This window comes from Acetoanaerobium pronyense (assembly GCF_017874355.1).
Classification (GTDB): Bacteria; Bacillota; Clostridia; order Peptostreptococcales; family Filifactoraceae; genus Acetoanaerobium; species Acetoanaerobium pronyense.
In genome coordinates this window covers 41,144-56,928 of sequence record NZ_JAGGLI010000014.1, presented here as the reverse complement: position 1 = coordinate 56,928, position 15,785 = coordinate 41,144, and the positions used below count along the sequence as shown (strand labels likewise).

Annotated in this window: 14 protein-coding genes; all 14 read right to left on the bottom strand. The window is 33.4% G+C overall.

Annotated elements, in window-relative coordinates; translation table 11 throughout:
- Positions 1 to 11 precede the first annotated feature (11 nt).
- Complete coding sequence (locus J2Z35_RS07465; protein ID WP_209660767.1) at positions 12 to 3,143, bottom strand: AAA family ATPase; 3,132 nt, start codon at positions 3,141 to 3,143, stop codon at positions 12 to 14.
- A gap of 2 nt (positions 3,144 to 3,145) precedes the next feature.
- A complete protein-coding gene (locus J2Z35_RS07460) occupies positions 3,146 to 4,324 on the bottom strand; it encodes an exonuclease SbcCD subunit D (protein WP_209660766.1) in 1,179 nt (392 codons plus the stop codon).
- A gap of 15 nt (positions 4,325 to 4,339) precedes the next feature.
- On the bottom strand, positions 4,340 to 5,245 hold the full coding sequence (locus J2Z35_RS07455; protein WP_209660765.1) for a DMT family transporter: 906 nt from the start codon (positions 5,243 to 5,245) through the stop codon (positions 4,340 to 4,342).
- Between the two features lie 27 nt (positions 5,246 to 5,272).
- Entirely contained in the window at positions 5,273 to 5,851 is a 579-nt protein-coding gene (locus J2Z35_RS07450) for an O-acetyl-ADP-ribose deacetylase (protein ID WP_245330798.1), read from the bottom strand.
- 49 nt (positions 5,852 to 5,900) lie between these two features.
- Positions 5,901 to 6,659: a 5'/3'-nucleotidase SurE gene (surE, locus tag J2Z35_RS07445; RefSeq protein ID WP_209660764.1), complete on the bottom strand. Its 759-nt coding sequence runs from the start codon at positions 6,657 to 6,659 to the stop codon at positions 5,901 to 5,903.
- A 181-nt stretch (positions 6,660 to 6,840) separates the two neighbouring features.
- Positions 6,841 to 7,716, bottom strand: coding sequence for a DegV family protein (locus tag J2Z35_RS07440; protein ID WP_209660763.1), 876 nt, complete (start codon positions 7,714 to 7,716; stop codon positions 6,841 to 6,843).
- Positions 7,717 to 7,747: 31 nt separating this feature from the next.
- A complete protein-coding gene (hemL, locus tag J2Z35_RS07435) occupies positions 7,748 to 9,040 on the bottom strand; it encodes a glutamate-1-semialdehyde 2,1-aminomutase (protein WP_209660762.1) in 1,293 nt (430 codons plus the stop codon).
- A 26-nt stretch (positions 9,041 to 9,066) separates the two neighbouring features.
- Positions 9,067 to 10,026 (bottom strand): porphobilinogen synthase, encoded by a 960-nt coding sequence (hemB, locus tag J2Z35_RS07430; RefSeq protein WP_209660761.1) that lies wholly within the window; start codon positions 10,024 to 10,026, stop codon positions 9,067 to 9,069.
- Entirely contained in the window at positions 10,019 to 11,521 is a 1,503-nt protein-coding gene (cobA, locus tag J2Z35_RS07425) for a uroporphyrinogen-III C-methyltransferase (RefSeq protein WP_209660760.1), read from the bottom strand. Before cobA ends, hemB begins: the two co-directional genes overlap by 8 nt.
- Position 11,522: 1 nt before the next feature.
- Positions 11,523 to 12,422, bottom strand: coding sequence for a hydroxymethylbilane synthase (hemC, locus tag J2Z35_RS07420; protein ID WP_209660759.1), 900 nt, complete (start codon positions 12,420 to 12,422; stop codon positions 11,523 to 11,525).
- Positions 12,394 to 13,047, bottom strand: coding sequence for a precorrin-2 dehydrogenase/sirohydrochlorin ferrochelatase family protein (locus J2Z35_RS07415; protein WP_209660758.1), 654 nt, complete (start codon positions 13,045 to 13,047; stop codon positions 12,394 to 12,396). Before J2Z35_RS07415 ends, hemC begins: the two co-directional genes overlap by 29 nt.
- Position 13,048: 1 nt before the next feature.
- The gene (gene hemA, locus J2Z35_RS07410) at positions 13,049 to 14,296 is read right to left on the bottom strand and encodes a glutamyl-tRNA reductase (protein WP_209660757.1); all 1,248 of its coding nucleotides are present in this window, start codon (positions 14,294 to 14,296) and stop codon (positions 13,049 to 13,051) included.
- Positions 14,293 to 15,051 carry a precorrin-6A reductase gene (cobK, locus tag J2Z35_RS07405; RefSeq protein WP_209660756.1) on the bottom strand — a complete coding sequence of 253 codons (759 nt, stop codon included), beginning with the start codon at positions 15,049 to 15,051 and terminating at the stop codon, positions 14,293 to 14,295. The genes hemA and cobK overlap by 4 nt, the downstream gene beginning before the upstream one ends.
- Complete coding sequence (gene cobJ, locus J2Z35_RS07400) at positions 15,048 to 15,767, bottom strand: precorrin-3B C(17)-methyltransferase (protein ID WP_209660755.1); 720 nt, start codon at positions 15,765 to 15,767, stop codon at positions 15,048 to 15,050. The genes cobK and cobJ overlap by 4 nt, the downstream gene beginning before the upstream one ends.
- Positions 15,768 to 15,785 lie beyond the last annotated feature (18 nt).

The window sequence follows — 15,785 nt, the reverse complement described above, 5'->3', positions numbered from 1 at the left end:
AATAAAGTAAATTACACAACAAAAATAGCTTCACTTCCTCTATTTGTAGCTCGAACTTCAAGCCTTGCATCTATTCTATCTTTGAGATCCTGAACATGGGAGATGATTCCTACAAGTCTTCCATCTTTTTGAAGATTTGCTAGGCAATCTATAGCACCTTCAAGGGATTCTGGATCCAAAGTTCCAAAGCCTTCATCTATAAATATAGTATCAAGCTGTATCCCTCCTGCATGAGATTGAACCACATCTGCAAGTCCTAAAGCCATAGAAAGTGAAGCCTTAAATCCTTCTCCCCCTGAAAGGGTTTTTACATCTCTTTTTTTGCCAGTATAATTATCAAATACTTCAAGGTCAAGACCCTGTCCTTTTCTTTTATCTCCTACATCCTCTTTCCTTACAAGCTCATATCTATTTGAAGTCATCTTTGAAAACCTTATATTTGCAGCTTCAATTATCTCTTCAAAATAAGCCCCAAGAACATATCTTTCAAAACTAATTTTTTTGTCATTGTCTCCATTTATGATTTTTGATAATCTTCCGATATCTTTAAATCTATCCTCATCTTTTTGTATTTCTCTTGTAAGTGCTTTGCATTCTAGAACTATATCCTTGTTATGACTAAGGGTTAGATAGTTCTCTTGTAGCTTTTCCGATAAGATACTCTTTAGTTTTTTCTCTTTATTTAGATTTTCAACAAGGGACGATATATCTTTTTTAGAAAGGCCTTCTGTTGATTTCATACCTTCTTCATAAAGAGTTTTTGTAGCTGCAAGCTCTTCCTCATAAAGCTTTATTTCTCTTTGGGTATTTTCTAGTTCTTTTATATCAATTTTTGAATTAAAATAATCTTCATAGGATGAAAACTTATTTAATTTTATTTGCATTTCAAGTTTTTCTTTTGATTCTGTCTTTTCAAGAGAAAGGGATTTTAAACTCTTAATACATGATTGGTTTATTCCATGTTCTCTTTGAAGCTTATCTTTGCACATATTATAGTTTTTTTCTGCCTCTTCATAATCTTTTTCCATGGCTTTTAGTTTTGACTTAAGTAAATGCTCATTTTGTATAAGATTTTCAAGAGGAATTATATTATACTCAAATTCTTTTTCTATAGCATCAAGCTTTTCTTTTTCTGCCCTGAGGTCCCCTGATTTATCACTTAATTTCCTTGATATATCTTTTAGGTTAGATTCAAGATTTTTTAGCTGTATTTCAATATCGTTTTTCTCTTTTTTTAGTAGTGCTTCTTTAAGAATCTTTTTATTTAATTCATCAATTTCACTTTTTAGATTTTTTAATGTTTCTTCAAAGTCCCTTTTAAAAATAACTAAATGGGCTTTTATTTCATCAATTTCTAAAAAGGTTTCTCCATGAAATTCTTCCTTTACAATAGGCCAGATAATATCCTTTTCCAGAGTTTTCATATCACTTTTTAACCCTGTGAGTATATCAAGATATTTCTGCTTATTGTTAAATTCTTTTTCTGCAGCTTCCTTTGCTGATTTTATAGATTTTTCATCTATATCTTCATGTTCAAGTCTTGCAGGGTTTGGATGTTCATTTGAGCCGCATACGGGACATGGTTTATCGTCCTCAAGCATCTTGGCTATAAGACCTGCTTGATTTCTTAAAAATCTATCTTCTAGAATATCATATTCATTTTTTAGTCTCTTGTATTTTATGTCTGTTTCTTCATAGATTTTACTTCCTTTGACATGTCTTTCTTTTTTTTCGGTCCAGAGCTTTATATTTTCTTCCAGTCGATTTAAGCTCTTAAATCTATTGATTAGCTTGCTTTCTTTTAACTCTAGATTTGATTTTAAATTTTTCACTTCTTGAATTTCTTCTATAGAGTTTGATATATTTTTAAACCTTTGTTCTAAGCTAACCTTGTCTTTTTCTGCTTTTAAAAATATTTCATTCATATTTTCAATATTTTGAGAGATATCTTTGATAATTTTTTCCTGATTTTCCCTTTCCATTAACTTTTCTTTTAGTTTTTCATTTTTCTCTATGTCTTTTATTAACTGGTCTTTGTCTTTTTGAAGGAGCTTCTGATCTTTAAGCCTTGTTTCAGATTGATCCATATCTGCTTTATACTGATTTAATCTTTTATCGCTTTCTTCAAGTTCCAATACTGCAGCTTCATATTTTTTTGTTATTTCAGTATATTTTTCTTCAAAAGTCTGGATTTGTAGAGCTTTTTTCCCAAGCTCTAGCTTTAGTGATTTTTGGGAATATACTTCCTTTCTATCATTTAGACTTTTAAGCTTGTCCTTGTAAACCTCTAGGCTCTCTAGTCTTTTATTTATATCCTCTGATATAGTTATTTCTTTTGATAGCTTTTCTACAAGATCTTCTGCTGATTCAAACTCCTTTTTCAAGGCGTTTTGCTGATTCTCTGACTTAGTAATAAATTCTTCAAACTTATTGAGCACCGAGATGATGTCTATATACTGAGCATCTATCATAGATTTTAACTCTTCATCCTCTTTTACTTTAAAGGCTCTGATTCTAGATGCTCTTTGTCTTTGAATTTCATCAATAGCTTTTTTTAAGGCATTTCCTCTTTCTTTAATTTCATTTTGAATTTCTGAAAACATGTTGGTTCCAAATATTTTTCTAAATATATCTTCTTTTTTATCACTATCAGATACAAGTAATTTTTTGAATTCTCCTTGGGGAATCATAAGAAGTTGTTTGAACTGCTCTGACGTAATTCCCAAAATATCTTCTATCTCCCTTGTAACTTCTTTTGGACCTGTGATTACTTTGGAGTTTGGAAGTTTTAGCTCTGCACTTGATTTACTTTCTGTAAGTCCTTCTCCTCTTTGCTTTGCCCTAAAATATTGAGGGCTTCTTTTTATATAATAAATATTATCTCTAAGAGAGAAAAAAAGCTCGACTTCGGTTGGAGTATCTATGCTTGCAAAATCACTTCTCAGAGATTTTCCCTCTCTATCACTACCACTTGGTTCTCCATAAAGAGCAAAATTGATGGCATCAAAGATAGTTGTCTTTCCGGCTCCTGTATTTCCTGTTATTACAAACATACGCTTGTCCTTTAAATGGGTTTCAAAATCCAGTTCTTGTCTCTGAGCATATGGTCCAAATCCACAGATAATTAGTTTTTTTAGCTTCAACCTTAGTCACCTCCCCTCTCACATTTTTCTATAATATCAGTCATTATCAATATATCTTGAGGATTACATTTTTCTCCAACCATATCTTCATAAAACTGTTCAAATAAATCAAGCTTTGACTTTTGCTTGATTTGTTCAGAGCTTATTTTAGATTCAGATATTTTAAGTCTTTCTCTTCTTTCTACTCTGACTAGCTCCATTACGTTTGGATAGACTGCTCGTAATTTTGCCATAGGGTCTATTAGCTCTCCTACGTCTTCAAGCTCAGCCTTTATATAATCTTCATAGTTTAGACTTTCCTGATTGTTCTTAGTTATTAAATCTTCGAGATTTCCTTTTATTATTCTAAAATCTCTTAGAGGTTTTAATGGTTTGAATTCTATAGTTACCTCTCCGTCTTTATCCATTTTCACTATAGTAATACCCTTATTTTGATTGACTTCCGAGAAGGAATACTTCATTAATGAACCACTATATCTTGCTTTATTGGATCCTACCTTTTGAGGGCCATGAAGGTGTCCCAGAGCAGTATAGTGAAACTCTTTGAAATGCTCGATACTTACATATTCACTTCCCCCAATTGAAAGTGGCTTTTCCGATTCACTTTCTGTAAGATGCTCAAACCCTTCTTTTCCAAATCCAGTTATATATCCATGGGCTATTGCAACATTTCTTTTAGTTGGGTCTAAATCTTTTTTTATGGACTCCATAATTTTTCCCATTGCATCATCATGGTTTTTTATGGTTTTATCCTCAAAAAACTCTCTAATTATCACAGGATCTACATAGGGGATAGGGTAAAAATCAACTTCCCCATTCTCATCTTTTAAAGTGATTTTTTCGGTTTCTGGGGTTAGAGTCCCTTTTAAATAAAGACCACTGCTTTTTAGGATTTCACTTCCAAACCCTATCCTTTCATTACTATCATGATTTCCTGCTATTGCAATTATCGGCGTCTTAAGCTCTACTATTATTTTTCTTAGAGACTTATTCATAAGTTCAATTGCATGTATAGGTGGTACAGATCGGTCATATATATCTCCAGCTATTATTAGTACATCTGGTTTTTCTTCTTTTATAGACTGAAATATTTGTTCAAGCAAAAACCCTTGATCTTCTGTCATATAATATCCATTGACCAGTTTTCCTATATGCCAGTCTCCCATGTGAAAAATTTTCATAAAAAGACCTCCAAATCAGTTCTGATATCTTGCTTTCCTAATATATAAAGATGGACTATTCATCAGTATTATTGATAAAAATATAAGGGATGCACCTGCTATGTTTCCAGATTTTATAGGTTCTTTTAAAATAAAAGCTGCAATAAGGATAGACACTATAAGCTCTACAGATGCTATGACTCCAAGCTTTGAAACCTGCACATTATGAAGAGATGGTATATAAAGACTGTATGGAAGTACAGCTACAACTACGCTAAATACTATAAGCAATAGAATAAGTGACGGATTTTTAAGTTCTCCAATAATCGCAAAAGGATTTGCAAAAGGAAGGAGTACTAAGGCCCCAAACATAAAACTGTATATAATGATTGTAAATGGGTTATATTTTGATGCAGTTTTTTTGCTAAGGGCTGGCATCAGAGAATATCCCAAAGATGCTACTATTCCCATAGTTATTCCCATAAAATCACTTTGAAGGACAGAAAAGTCTCCACCTGTCACCCCTAAAATACATCCAAAAAAACAGATTCCCACAGATATTATTTTCTTCTTATCAGGAATCTCTTTATACATAAACGTCCCAAGAATAAACATAAATACAGGTGAAAGATAAAGAAGTACCACAGCTGTAAAGCTTCCTACTCTTTGAATAGCTTGGAAATAAGCTATATTAAAAATCCCCTGTGAGATAACTCCTATGACAAATGATGAAAAAATCCCCTTTTTATCGATTTTAAGGACAGATGGGTCTTTAAGTGCAAATATAACCGTTAAAATAATAAAGCCAAGGAATAACCTAGAGAATGCTACCATCTCTGAGGTTAGACCAAAGCTAGTTAGTGTCTGGACTAATATTCCTATAGTTCCCCATAGTCCGCCTGCCACCGCAATTTTTATATAGCTTTTAGTAGAGCTTTGCATAGTATTTCCTTTCTTTAGTCAAATATTTTATGATAATCTTTCTTCAAATTCTTTATAAATTTTTTCTAGAGCTATTTTATATGTATTATAAACCTCATCATTGAAACATACAAAGAAAACTTTTTCAATCAGGTCCTCTCCATATATTTCAAGGATATTAATTACTGTAGTAAGGGCTATATGTGAAGCTTCCTCAACGGGATATCCATAGGCTCCTGTACTAATAGATGGAAAAGCAAGTTTTTTCAGTCCATGTTCGAGGGCAAGATTTAAAGAATTCATATAACACTCCTCTAGAAGTTCCTCTTCTTTATGGTTCCCTCCCTCCCATATAGGTCCTACCGTATGTATTATATAATCAGATGGAAGATTATAGCCCTTTGTAATCTTTGCTTCTCCTGTCTTGCATCCGTTTAGTTCTTGGCATTCCTTTAAAAGCTCTTCGCCGGCTTTTTTGTGAATCGCACCATCAACTCCAGAGCCTCCAAGCAAAGTATTATTGGCTGCATTTACTATGGCATCAATTTTGAGTTCAGATATATCTCCCTTTATTATTTTTATCCTATTTTTTATTTCATGTTTTTCTATGACCTCTACATCCATCATATAAAACATCTCCTTTTATATTTATTTTAAAGCATTTATAATTAAATCTTTACCAGTTTTTCTTTAGGTACTCAAAATGCAAATGAGAATAAAGACTATTGTAGACAGGGGTTACTGTTATTTTGTTTTCCCTTATCATCCATACATCGCTATGGGATGCCTCTTCTTCTAGTATAGGCTCTCCACCAATAATATACTCGAATACCCCTTCTTTAATTACTTTTTTTGCTATGACATTTTCATAGTCTCTTCTTCCAAGAGATGTAATTGCAAATTCATGGGCATTTTCAATATCATGGGGAAAATTTATATTGAGAATAAAATTACCTATATGGTTTCTTTTAGTTAGGTACTCTTTAATAAATTCCTCAAATTTGTCACAGATTTTTTCATAGTCTTCTTCATTATCATGAAATGAACAAAATGAAACAGCAATCGAGTTTATATTTTGATAAAGACCTTCAAGGGCAGCAGATACCGTTCCTGAATAAAACACATCAGTTCCAAGATTCGGTCCTCTATTTATTCCACTAATTAGTAAATCAAATTTTACTTCACTAAAAATCCCTTCTATTCCTATCTTTACGCAGTCAGTAGGAGAGCCAGAAAGACTATAGGCGTTTATACTGTCTCCCATATCATGCAATTTTGCAATAAGAGGCTTTTTTATAGATATACTCCTAGACATACCACTATATTCCTTGTCAGGGGCAACAACATAAACCTGTCCAAACCTTCTCATAGCTTTTGCAAGCATTCTAATCCCTAATGCATCTATACCGTCATCGTTGGTTATAAAAATATTCATAAACTCCTCCTCAAGCTTTTTACTAAGAATATTATACCTTATTTTCAAGGCTAATTCTCAGATAAATGCATAAATATACTTATTTCACAATAAAAAAATAAACCTCTTTATAGATGAACTTATATTCCAAATTAATTAGATATGAATCATCAAAAGAGGTTTATTTAATTTTGAAAGCTATTTATTTTTCATTTCCAACAAAAAATAATGTTATGGCTCCTGGACCTAAGTGAGTCCCTATTATAGGCCCTATGGGGCTTATATGTATTTTTTCTATTCCATACTCAGCTTTTATCATATCTCCCAGCATTTTAGCTTCTTCATAAGCTTGAGCATGACATATAAAAATTTCATTATTTTCTTCAAGTACCATACGTTCTTGCATGATTTCAAAAAGGCTTTTAATTGATTTTTTTCTTCCCCTTACATTTTTTACTGGTATTAGCTTTCCTTCGCTATTCACATGAAGCACTGGCTTTATACTAAGAGTACTTCCTATAGTAGCCTTCATAGAGCTCATTCTTCCTCCTCTAGCAAGGTGATGAAGGTCATCTACTGTAAACCAGTGACAAATTCTATCCATGTTGGACTGAGCCCAGTTTTCCCCATCCTCAATACTAAAGTTTTCTTCTTTTTTTAGCTTTGCAACTTTATAGGTAAGTAACCCCTGCCCCATAGCTGCAGCTTTTGAATCTATTGTGATTATCTTTCTATCTGGATATTCTGCCTCTAGCTCTTTCTTTGCAAGAATTGATGAGTTATAAGTTCCACTAAGTGCTGAGGAAAAGCAGATGTAAAGTATATCTAATCCTTCATCTAGGTACTTTTTAAAAAAATCAAGGTAAGTGCTCACTGTTATTTGTGAAGTGGAGCATTTAGCTCCTTTTTTTAACATATCATAAAATTCTTTGTCATCGAAGCTTGAATCTGTAGAGCAGTAGGTTTTTAATGCTCCATATATGGTATATTCCATAGGTATGACTTTTATACCCATACTCTGTGCAATATCCTTTTGAAGATCAGCGGTCGAATCTGTTATTATTACATATTCTTTCATTTTAAAAATGACTCCTTCCCAATATCGCCTGCTAAGAGTTAATCTCAACAAGTGCTTCTTTATGGCTTTTTATTGTATAATCTAGATGCTCATCTGTAAGAACAGTATTCATAAACATAGCTTCAAACTGTGCTGGTGCAAGTAAAATATTTCTTTTGAGCATCTCTCTAAAGTATATGCCATACATTTCATTGTCTGCCCTTTGAACATCTTTATAGGAGTCAATCGGTCCGCCAGTAAAAAACATGGATATCATAGATCTGTATCTATTTACAGTGATTTCAAGACCTAAATCACTTATATTCTTTTTAAATCCTTCTTCTAGTCTTTTGGCTTTTCTTTCAAGGTCCGTATATATATCTTTATTGTCCCTAAGCCTTCTAAGGGTTTTTAGTCCTAGATACATTGCAAGGGGATTTCCTGAAAGAGTTCCAGCCTGATATACTCCACCAAGGGGAGATACTATGCTCATTATGTCTTTTCGGCCTCCATATGCCCCTACTGGAAGTCCTCCTCCTATTATCTTTCCAAAGCATACCATATCTGGTTTTATATTAAAAGTCTCTGAAGCACCACCATATGCCAGCCTAAATCCAGTTATTACTTCATCAAAGATAAGAATAATACCTTCTTTTTTAGTTAATTCTCTAAGATCTTCCATAAATTTTTGAGTAGGAGGCACTACTCCCATATTTCCAGGTACAGGCTCTATTATTACAGCAGCTATTTCACCCTTATTTTCATCTATGGCATTTTGTACTGATTCAATTGAGTTAAATTCGCATACTATAGTATCCTTAATTACATCCTTTGGAACACCTAAACTGGTTGGCGCATTATATGTTAATGTTCCTGAACCTGATTTTACTAAAAGACAATCAGAATGTCCATGATAGCATCCCTCAAATTTTATAAATTTATCTTTTCCTGTATAGCCCCTTGCAGTTCTTATGGCACTCATTGTAGCTTCTGTTCCAGAGTTTACCATCCTTACCATTTCGCAGGCAGGGTAGGCATCTGATATTTCCTTTGCCATCTCAACCTCAATAGCTGATGGGAGTCCATAGGTTACTCCTTTGTCAAGAGCCTCAATAAATGCACTTCTCATTTCACTATCTGAATGTCCAAATATAAGAGGTCCCCAAGATGATATAAAATCTATATATTTATTTCCATCTACATCATAAAGATATGCTCCTTCCCCTTTTTCTACAAAGATTGGCGCCTTATCTACAGACCCAAATGCTCTTACAGGGCTATTAACTCCTCCAGGAATAAAGTTTTTTGCTATCTCAAATAGATTATTTGAATTTGTGCGCTCCATATTTCCCTCCCAAATTTAATTATTTATTATAGCATCTTTGCTATATCTTTAGCAAAATAAGTAATTATGATGTCAGCTCCTGCTCTTTTTATGGATATTATAGATTCATAAATTACAGCTTCATTCATAATATTGTTTTCTACAGCACTCTTTATCATAGCATATTCTCCGCTCACATTATAGGCTGCTATAGGTATATTAAATTTATCCTTTGCTCTTCTTATTATATCAAGGTATGAAAGAGCTGGTTTTACCATTATTATATCTGCCCCATCTTCTATATCAAGTTCAATCTCTCTTAAAGCCTCATCTGAATTGTGGATATCCATTTGGTAACTTTTTCTATCTCCCTTGCCTGGAGATGACGAAGCTGCTTCTCTAAAAGGCCCATAAAATGCAGATGCATATTTTGCGCTATATGCCATTATAGGTATATGACTAAAATCTTTTTCATCTAAAAGAGTTCTAATGGCTCTAATCCTTCCATCCATCATATCTGATGGCGCAACCATATCAGCCCCTGCTTTTGCATGACTAAGGGCTATCCTTGCAATGTAGTCTAGTGTTATATCATTTAATACATCGCCCTTTTCTGAAAGGATACCACAGTGTCCATGGGATGTGTATTGGCACATGCAAACATCTGTAATTACATAAAAATCAGGGTGATTTTCTTTTATTTTTCTTATTGCCTTTTGAACTATTCCTTGTTCATCAAAAGCACCACTTGCTACTTCGTCCTTATGATAAGGAAGGCCAAATATTATGACCCCCATTATGCCAAGGCTTTTCAGCTCTTTTATCTCATCATCTAGCATATCTACAGAGTAATGATAGCAGTCTTTTAGGGATGGTATTTCTTTTTTTATACCTTCTCCTTCTACTACAAATAATGGATATATAAGATCATTTTTGCTTATATGGGTCTCTCTTACAAGTGCACGTATATTATGGTCTCCTCTGAGTCTTCTTGGTCTTTTATTCATGGCTTTTCACCTCATTTAGTATAGCATTAACTACACCTTCTATATCATGCTTTTCTGCTTCTATATAATCAGTAAAACCATTGTCCCTTAAAGTATTACTTGTAATAGGCCCTATAGATACTAGCTTGGCTCTTTTTATATTCTCCTTTTGAGAATCATCAAGCATAGAATAAAAATGATTTACAGTAGAGGAGCTTGTAAATGTAATAAAATCCACTTTATCATCTATAGAGTCTTTAATCTCATCTCCAATAACTTCTATTTCATTTTTATATATCTTGACTTCCTTTACCTCGCATATTTCTCCAAGGGTTTCTTTTAGTACATTTCTTGCACCCTCTGCACATGGTATAAGTATTTTGCTAGATTTGTCTATATGTTTTTTCATCTCATCTGCAAGTGATTCTGCTATAAATCTTTCAGGCAATATATCTGCCTTTAAAGAATATTTTAAAAGCTCCTTTGCAGTAGAGCTACCAACTACTCCTATCTTTAGATGAGAAATAGCTCTAATATCTTTGACATTCATAAGGTTTTCCATAAAAATATTAACTGCATTTTGACTTGTGAATATTATATGAGTATATTCCCTTAGCTCATTAATTTCTTTTGCCAATAGCTCTTCATTTACTGGAGATATTTTTATGGAAGGACATTCTATTACTCTGGCTCCTAAATCCTTGAGTCTGCTAACTAAAAGACTGCTCTGAGCTCTTGCTCTTGTCACTACAATCTTCTTTGAGTGGAGAGGTTTTTTTTCAAAAAAATTCAATTTGTCCCTCAGGGCTATAGTTGTTCCTATGGCTATTAGACTAGGTGGTTTTATATGGCTCGGTAACCCATTTTCATCTATAGTTTTAAGGTCAGTAATAAAGGTACTTTGCTCGGGAAGAGTTGCAAGTGATACTATTGCTACAGGTGTAGATGGATTTTTCCCTTCTTTTAGAAGCCCCTTTACAATAAATTTTGCATTTGATACTCCCATATAAAACACTAGGGTTCCATCAAGTTTAGCTAAAGCTTCATAATTGAGTTCATCTTCTTCTGACTTAAGGTGTCCTGTAATAAGATGTAGTGATGAGGCGTGGCCTCTATGGGTTATAGGAATTCCTGCATAGGCAAGTCCACCTATTCCAGATGTTATCCCTGGAATCACCTCAAATTCTATTTTATTATCATAAAGAAGTTCTCCCTCTTCTCCACCTCTTCCAAAAACATAGGGATCTCCCCCCTTTAATCTAACTACAATTTTCCCTTCTTTGGCTTTATCAACTAGAAGCTGGGATATATTTTCTTGGGTCATAGTATGGTCCTTAGACGCTTTTCCCACATATATTAGCTCTGGATTTTTGGTTGAATGGTTTAAAAGCTCAGGGTTAGCCAATCTATCATATACTATAACCTCTGCTTCTTTAATAGCATTAAGACCCTTTATGGTGATTAATGATTCATCTCCAGGGCCTGCTCCAACAAGGTAAACTTTTCCGTATTTCATACTATACCTCCAAGGTTTTTTTGATTTTTTCGCCAAGCTGAGTCCCTAAAGATTCAGCATTTTTTGAAAGTCCAGTAATTTTATCTTTTATTAACTTATTTCCATCTTTGTCTCCATATATACCGTATATGGTTATATTTTCATTTTGAATTTCACAGTATGCTCCAACCGGTACATGGCATCCACCGTCTACAGCCGCTAAAAAAGCCCTTTCTGCCCTATACTGAATCCTTGCACTACTATCTTCTGCCTTCATAAGTATATCTATTATCTTTTGGTCGTTCTTTCTTGTCTGAAGGGCCAATATCCCTTGACATGGAGCTGGTATAAATTCTATTTCATCCATATATTCAGATACTTCAGATTCTCTTCCTATTCGCTTTATTCCTGAGGCTGCTATCATTATAGCATCAAGATTTTCGTCCTTGAGTTTTCTTATTCTTGTATCTATATTTCCTCTGATAGGATAAAATTCTGCATTTGGAAAAATCATTTTTAGCTGATGTACTCTTCTTTTACTTCCTGTCCCTATGGTGATATTTTTTAATGCTTTTAGCTCTTCATAGGAACATCCTTCTTTTATTATAAGTACATCCCTTGGGTCTTCTCTTTTTGGTATCACAGGAAAATCTAGCCTTTGATCCATAAGGGTTGGCATATCCTTCATGGAGTGAACTGCCATATCAATCTTTCCAGCTATAAGCTCTTCTTCTATTTCCTTTACAAATATCCCCTTGTCATTCATTTTATGAAGAGGAATATCCTGTATCTTATCTCCCTTTGTTTTAATTATTTTTATCTCAAACTCCACATCTTTATTTAGACTTTCAAGTTTTTTTACAATTAAAGATGTCTGGGTAAATGCCAAATGACTACCCCTTGTTCCCACAATTATCTTCATATGATTTTAACTCCTCTTTATTCATGAAAGGGAGCCTTTTTAGAAGCTCCCGTTTTTCATTATCTTTTATATTCATTTTTTTTATTTTTTCTCTTGCTCTCCCCATGAGCTCAATACTATCAGTATCTAAGCCACTTACAATATCTTCAAGCATTTCCTTTACAAGTCTTGAATATGCTGGACTATTTCCAGATGAAGATATGGATATTATAAGCTTCTCTTTTTCAATTACAGAAGGATTTATAAAATCAGAATCCATTCCTTCGTCTGCTCTTAGGCAAAGTATTCCAAGATCCTTAGCCTTTAGAGCTATATATTCATTTAAATCCTTATCACTTGTACATACAAAAATAAGGGTCTTTCCTCTTAGAATATCTTCGTCTTTTCCTATTTCAAAATCATTTTTCCTAAAATCAATAAAAGGTAAGATATTTTCAATTAAATTACTTTTTCTTGATTTTCTTTCAGACAATGCCATGTTTAATTTTTCCTGATTTTTACCCATTACTGTAAGTTTGCAGCCTGTATTTAAAAGTCCCATAGTCTTTCTTGTACCTACTTTTCCTAGACCTATTACAAGAACTTCTTTTTCTTTCAGATTAAGTAGTATCGGATATAGACTCATATCAGCTCAAATCAAAGAGTTCGTCTAAAACTCTTATATACTCTTCTCTTTTATTTTCTTCTTTCGTCTCTTTTAAGGCAATTATAGGCTCTCTTACAAGTCGCTTAAGGGCTGAATTTATCATCTTTTCTACAATCTTTTTTTCCCTGCATGGCAAATCCATTTTTCTGTATATGTAGGAAATAGTGTCTCTTTGTATCTCGTCACATCTTTCGTTTAAAGATTTTATTATTGGATCAGCCTTTATAGTATCTTTCCAACTGTTAAAGCCTACTATACTCTCATCAATAAGTTTTTTTGCCTTTACTGAGAGTTCTTTTCTAAGTCTTTCATTTTCTTCTGACGTCTTTTTAAGGCTGTCAATATCAAATAAAGTTATCATAGAATCAGACAGGATGTCATGTTCTATATCTCTTGGAAGAGCTAAATCAAGGGCAAAGAGTTCTTTTTTCCTTGGCTTTATTTCTGATTTTTTCACTACAATATGACTTGACGCTGTAGATGATATAAGTATATCCACCTCGTCAATATATTTATATTTTTCATCATAATAAACTTCTTTTACAAAAGGATACTGCTCTATTATATCCCTTATTTTTCCAGATTTTCTATTGCAGCAGTATATTTCCTCTACCTCTTCTTCAATAAGATGATTAAGAGCAAGTCTTCCCATCTTTCCAGTTCCTATAATAAGGGCTTTTTTTCCTTTTAGGCTCCCCATTCTTTCTTTTAAAAACTTTACCCCGATATAGCTAAGGGATAGAGGGTTTTCTGAAATTTTATAGGTGGATTTTATGTTTTTTGCTGTTGTTATAGCTTCCCTGAAGAGTTTGTTAAGGATTTTTTTACTTCCCTCAAGCTCCATGGATGTCATAAGTGCATCTTTGATTTGACCCAGTATCTGATCTTCTCCAAGTACTATTGAATCAAGTCCGCTACATACCCTGTAAAGATAATCTATCGCCTGATCCCCTTTCATATGAAAAAGGTAGTTTTTTATCTCTTCTTTTTTGAAATAGTCTCCATAGAAGTCCATGATTTTTGTTACTGAATCTTCTATATTATTTGAAGCTATGTATATTTCACTTCTATTGCATGTGGATAATATTACTACCTCTTCTATACCCATATCAAGTATTAGTGATATACCTTCTATTTTTTTGGCTTCAGAAAAAGAAGCCATCTCTCTCACTTCAATAGGAGCCTCTTTATGGGATATTCCTACAACTGCAATTTCCAATCCATTCACCTCTTTATATTCCTTATCAAATCTTTTATATCTTCCATATTATTTGTCTTTTGAGGATAGTCTAATTTTGGTCTTGAGACAACTATAAGAGGGATATTTAGCTCTTTACATGCCTCATATTTTTCAGTAAAGCCTCCTGCCTTACCACTTTCTTTTGTTATCATTACATCTGCTTTTGCAAGGATAAGCATCTCTTTGTTAAGCTCTTTACTAAATGGACCTTCCATTGCAATAATACAGTTATTTTCATATCCTAACTCTTCGCATTTCTTTATTATATTACTTTTTGGAAGTATTCTTAAATAGATTTTTTCAAAATCATTTATATAATTTATATATTTATCAGCGTTGTTACTTCCAACTGATAAAAATAATCTTTTTCCTAGGGACTTAGCAATCTCAGCTGCTTCTTCATGGGTGTCTGTAGTTTGTACATCAAGGGATGAAGTGTCAGACTCATCCCTTTCATATCTGATATATTTTGTCTGAGTTTCATTTGCCGCCCCTATGGCATTTTTAGAAACCTCAAATGCATAGGGATGGGTAAGATCAACTATGAGTCTTATATTTTTCATAGCTATAAGATTTATCATATCTTCTTTATTTAATCTTTTAACACAAAGATTTTCTTTAAATTCTTTAAACTGTTTTTCTCCATAGTCAGTTGCAACTGTTAGAATATAGCTCTCGTTTGAGTCCTTTAAGTACCTGCACAAACCATGGGTTTCGCTGGTGCCTCCAAGTACTAGAATCATACTTTATATCCTCTAGGTGTAATCATATTGTTGTTTTCTACATAGGTAGAGCTATTTCCTATTATTACGATAGATGTCATATCGACAACTGTATAATCAATTTCACCTATTGTAGTAATTATTTTTTCTTCCTTTTCCCTTGCTGCATTTTTTACTATCCCTAAAGGAGTATCTATTTTTCTATGTTTTTTTATGATTTCTATTGCTTTCTCAAGATGCCCTTCTCTGCCCTTGCTTCTTGGATTGTAAAGGCATATTACAAAGTCTCCTTCAGATGCCATAGCTATTCTTTTTTCAATAAGCTCCATTGGAGTCAAAAGGTCGCTTAGGCTTATGTGACAATAATCATGCATCAGAGGAGCTCCAAGTATTGCAGAAGCCGCAGTACTTGCCGTAACTCCAGGAATTATATTGACCTTCATATCATCACCGTTTAGAAGCTCAAGAATAAGTCCAGCCATTCCATATACTCCAGCATCTCCACTACTAACTACAGATACTATTTTTCCTGTTTTTGCTATTCTTATAGCCTCTTCGCATCTTTGAACTTCCTGTTTCATTCCATTTGAAACTATTTCCTTGTCCTTTATTATAGGCATTATAAGATTAGTATATGTCTTGTATCCAACTATCACATCAGACTCTTCAAGTGCACTTTTGGCCTTAAAAGTCATCATTTCCAAATCTCCAGGGCCTATGCCAACAACATTTATCAACTAAATTCCTCTTTTCTG

What these genes read in the sequence shown, in the direction of transcription:
- J2Z35_RS07415 (WP_209660758.1), bottom strand. Translation starts at nt 13,047, where the DNA reads ATGAGTCTATATCCGATACTACTTAATCTGAAAGAAAAAGAAGTTCTT.
- hemB (WP_209660761.1), bottom strand. Translation starts at nt 10,026, where the DNA reads ATGAATAAAAGACCAAGAAGACTCAGAGGAGACCATAATATACGTGCA.
- J2Z35_RS07460 (WP_209660766.1), bottom strand. Translation starts at nt 4,324, where the DNA reads ATGAAAATTTTTCACATGGGAGACTGGCATATAGGAAAACTGGTCAAT.
- J2Z35_RS07440 (WP_209660763.1), bottom strand. Translation starts at nt 7,716, where the DNA reads ATGAAAGAATATGTAATAATAACAGATTCGACCGCTGATCTTCAAAAG.
- surE (WP_209660764.1), bottom strand. Translation starts at nt 6,659, where the DNA reads ATGAATATTTTTATAACCAACGATGACGGTATAGATGCATTAGGGATT.
- cobK (WP_209660756.1), bottom strand. Translation starts at nt 15,051, where the DNA reads ATGATTCTAGTACTTGGAGGCACCAGCGAAACCCATGGTTTGTGCAGG.
- J2Z35_RS07450 (WP_245330798.1), bottom strand. Translation starts at nt 5,851, where the DNA reads ATGATGGATGTAGAGGTCATAGAAAAACATGAAATAAAAAATAGGATA.
- cobA (WP_209660760.1), bottom strand. Translation starts at nt 11,521, where the DNA reads ATGAAATACGGAAAAGTTTACCTTGTTGGAGCAGGCCCTGGAGATGAA.
- J2Z35_RS07455 (WP_209660765.1), bottom strand. Translation starts at nt 5,245, where the DNA reads ATGCAAAGCTCTACTAAAAGCTATATAAAAATTGCGGTGGCAGGCGGA.
- hemL (WP_209660762.1), bottom strand. Translation starts at nt 9,040, where the DNA reads ATGGAGCGCACAAATTCAAATAATCTATTTGAGATAGCAAAAAACTTT.
- hemC (WP_209660759.1), bottom strand. Translation starts at nt 12,422, where the DNA reads ATGAAGATAATTGTGGGAACAAGGGGTAGTCATTTGGCATTTACCCAG.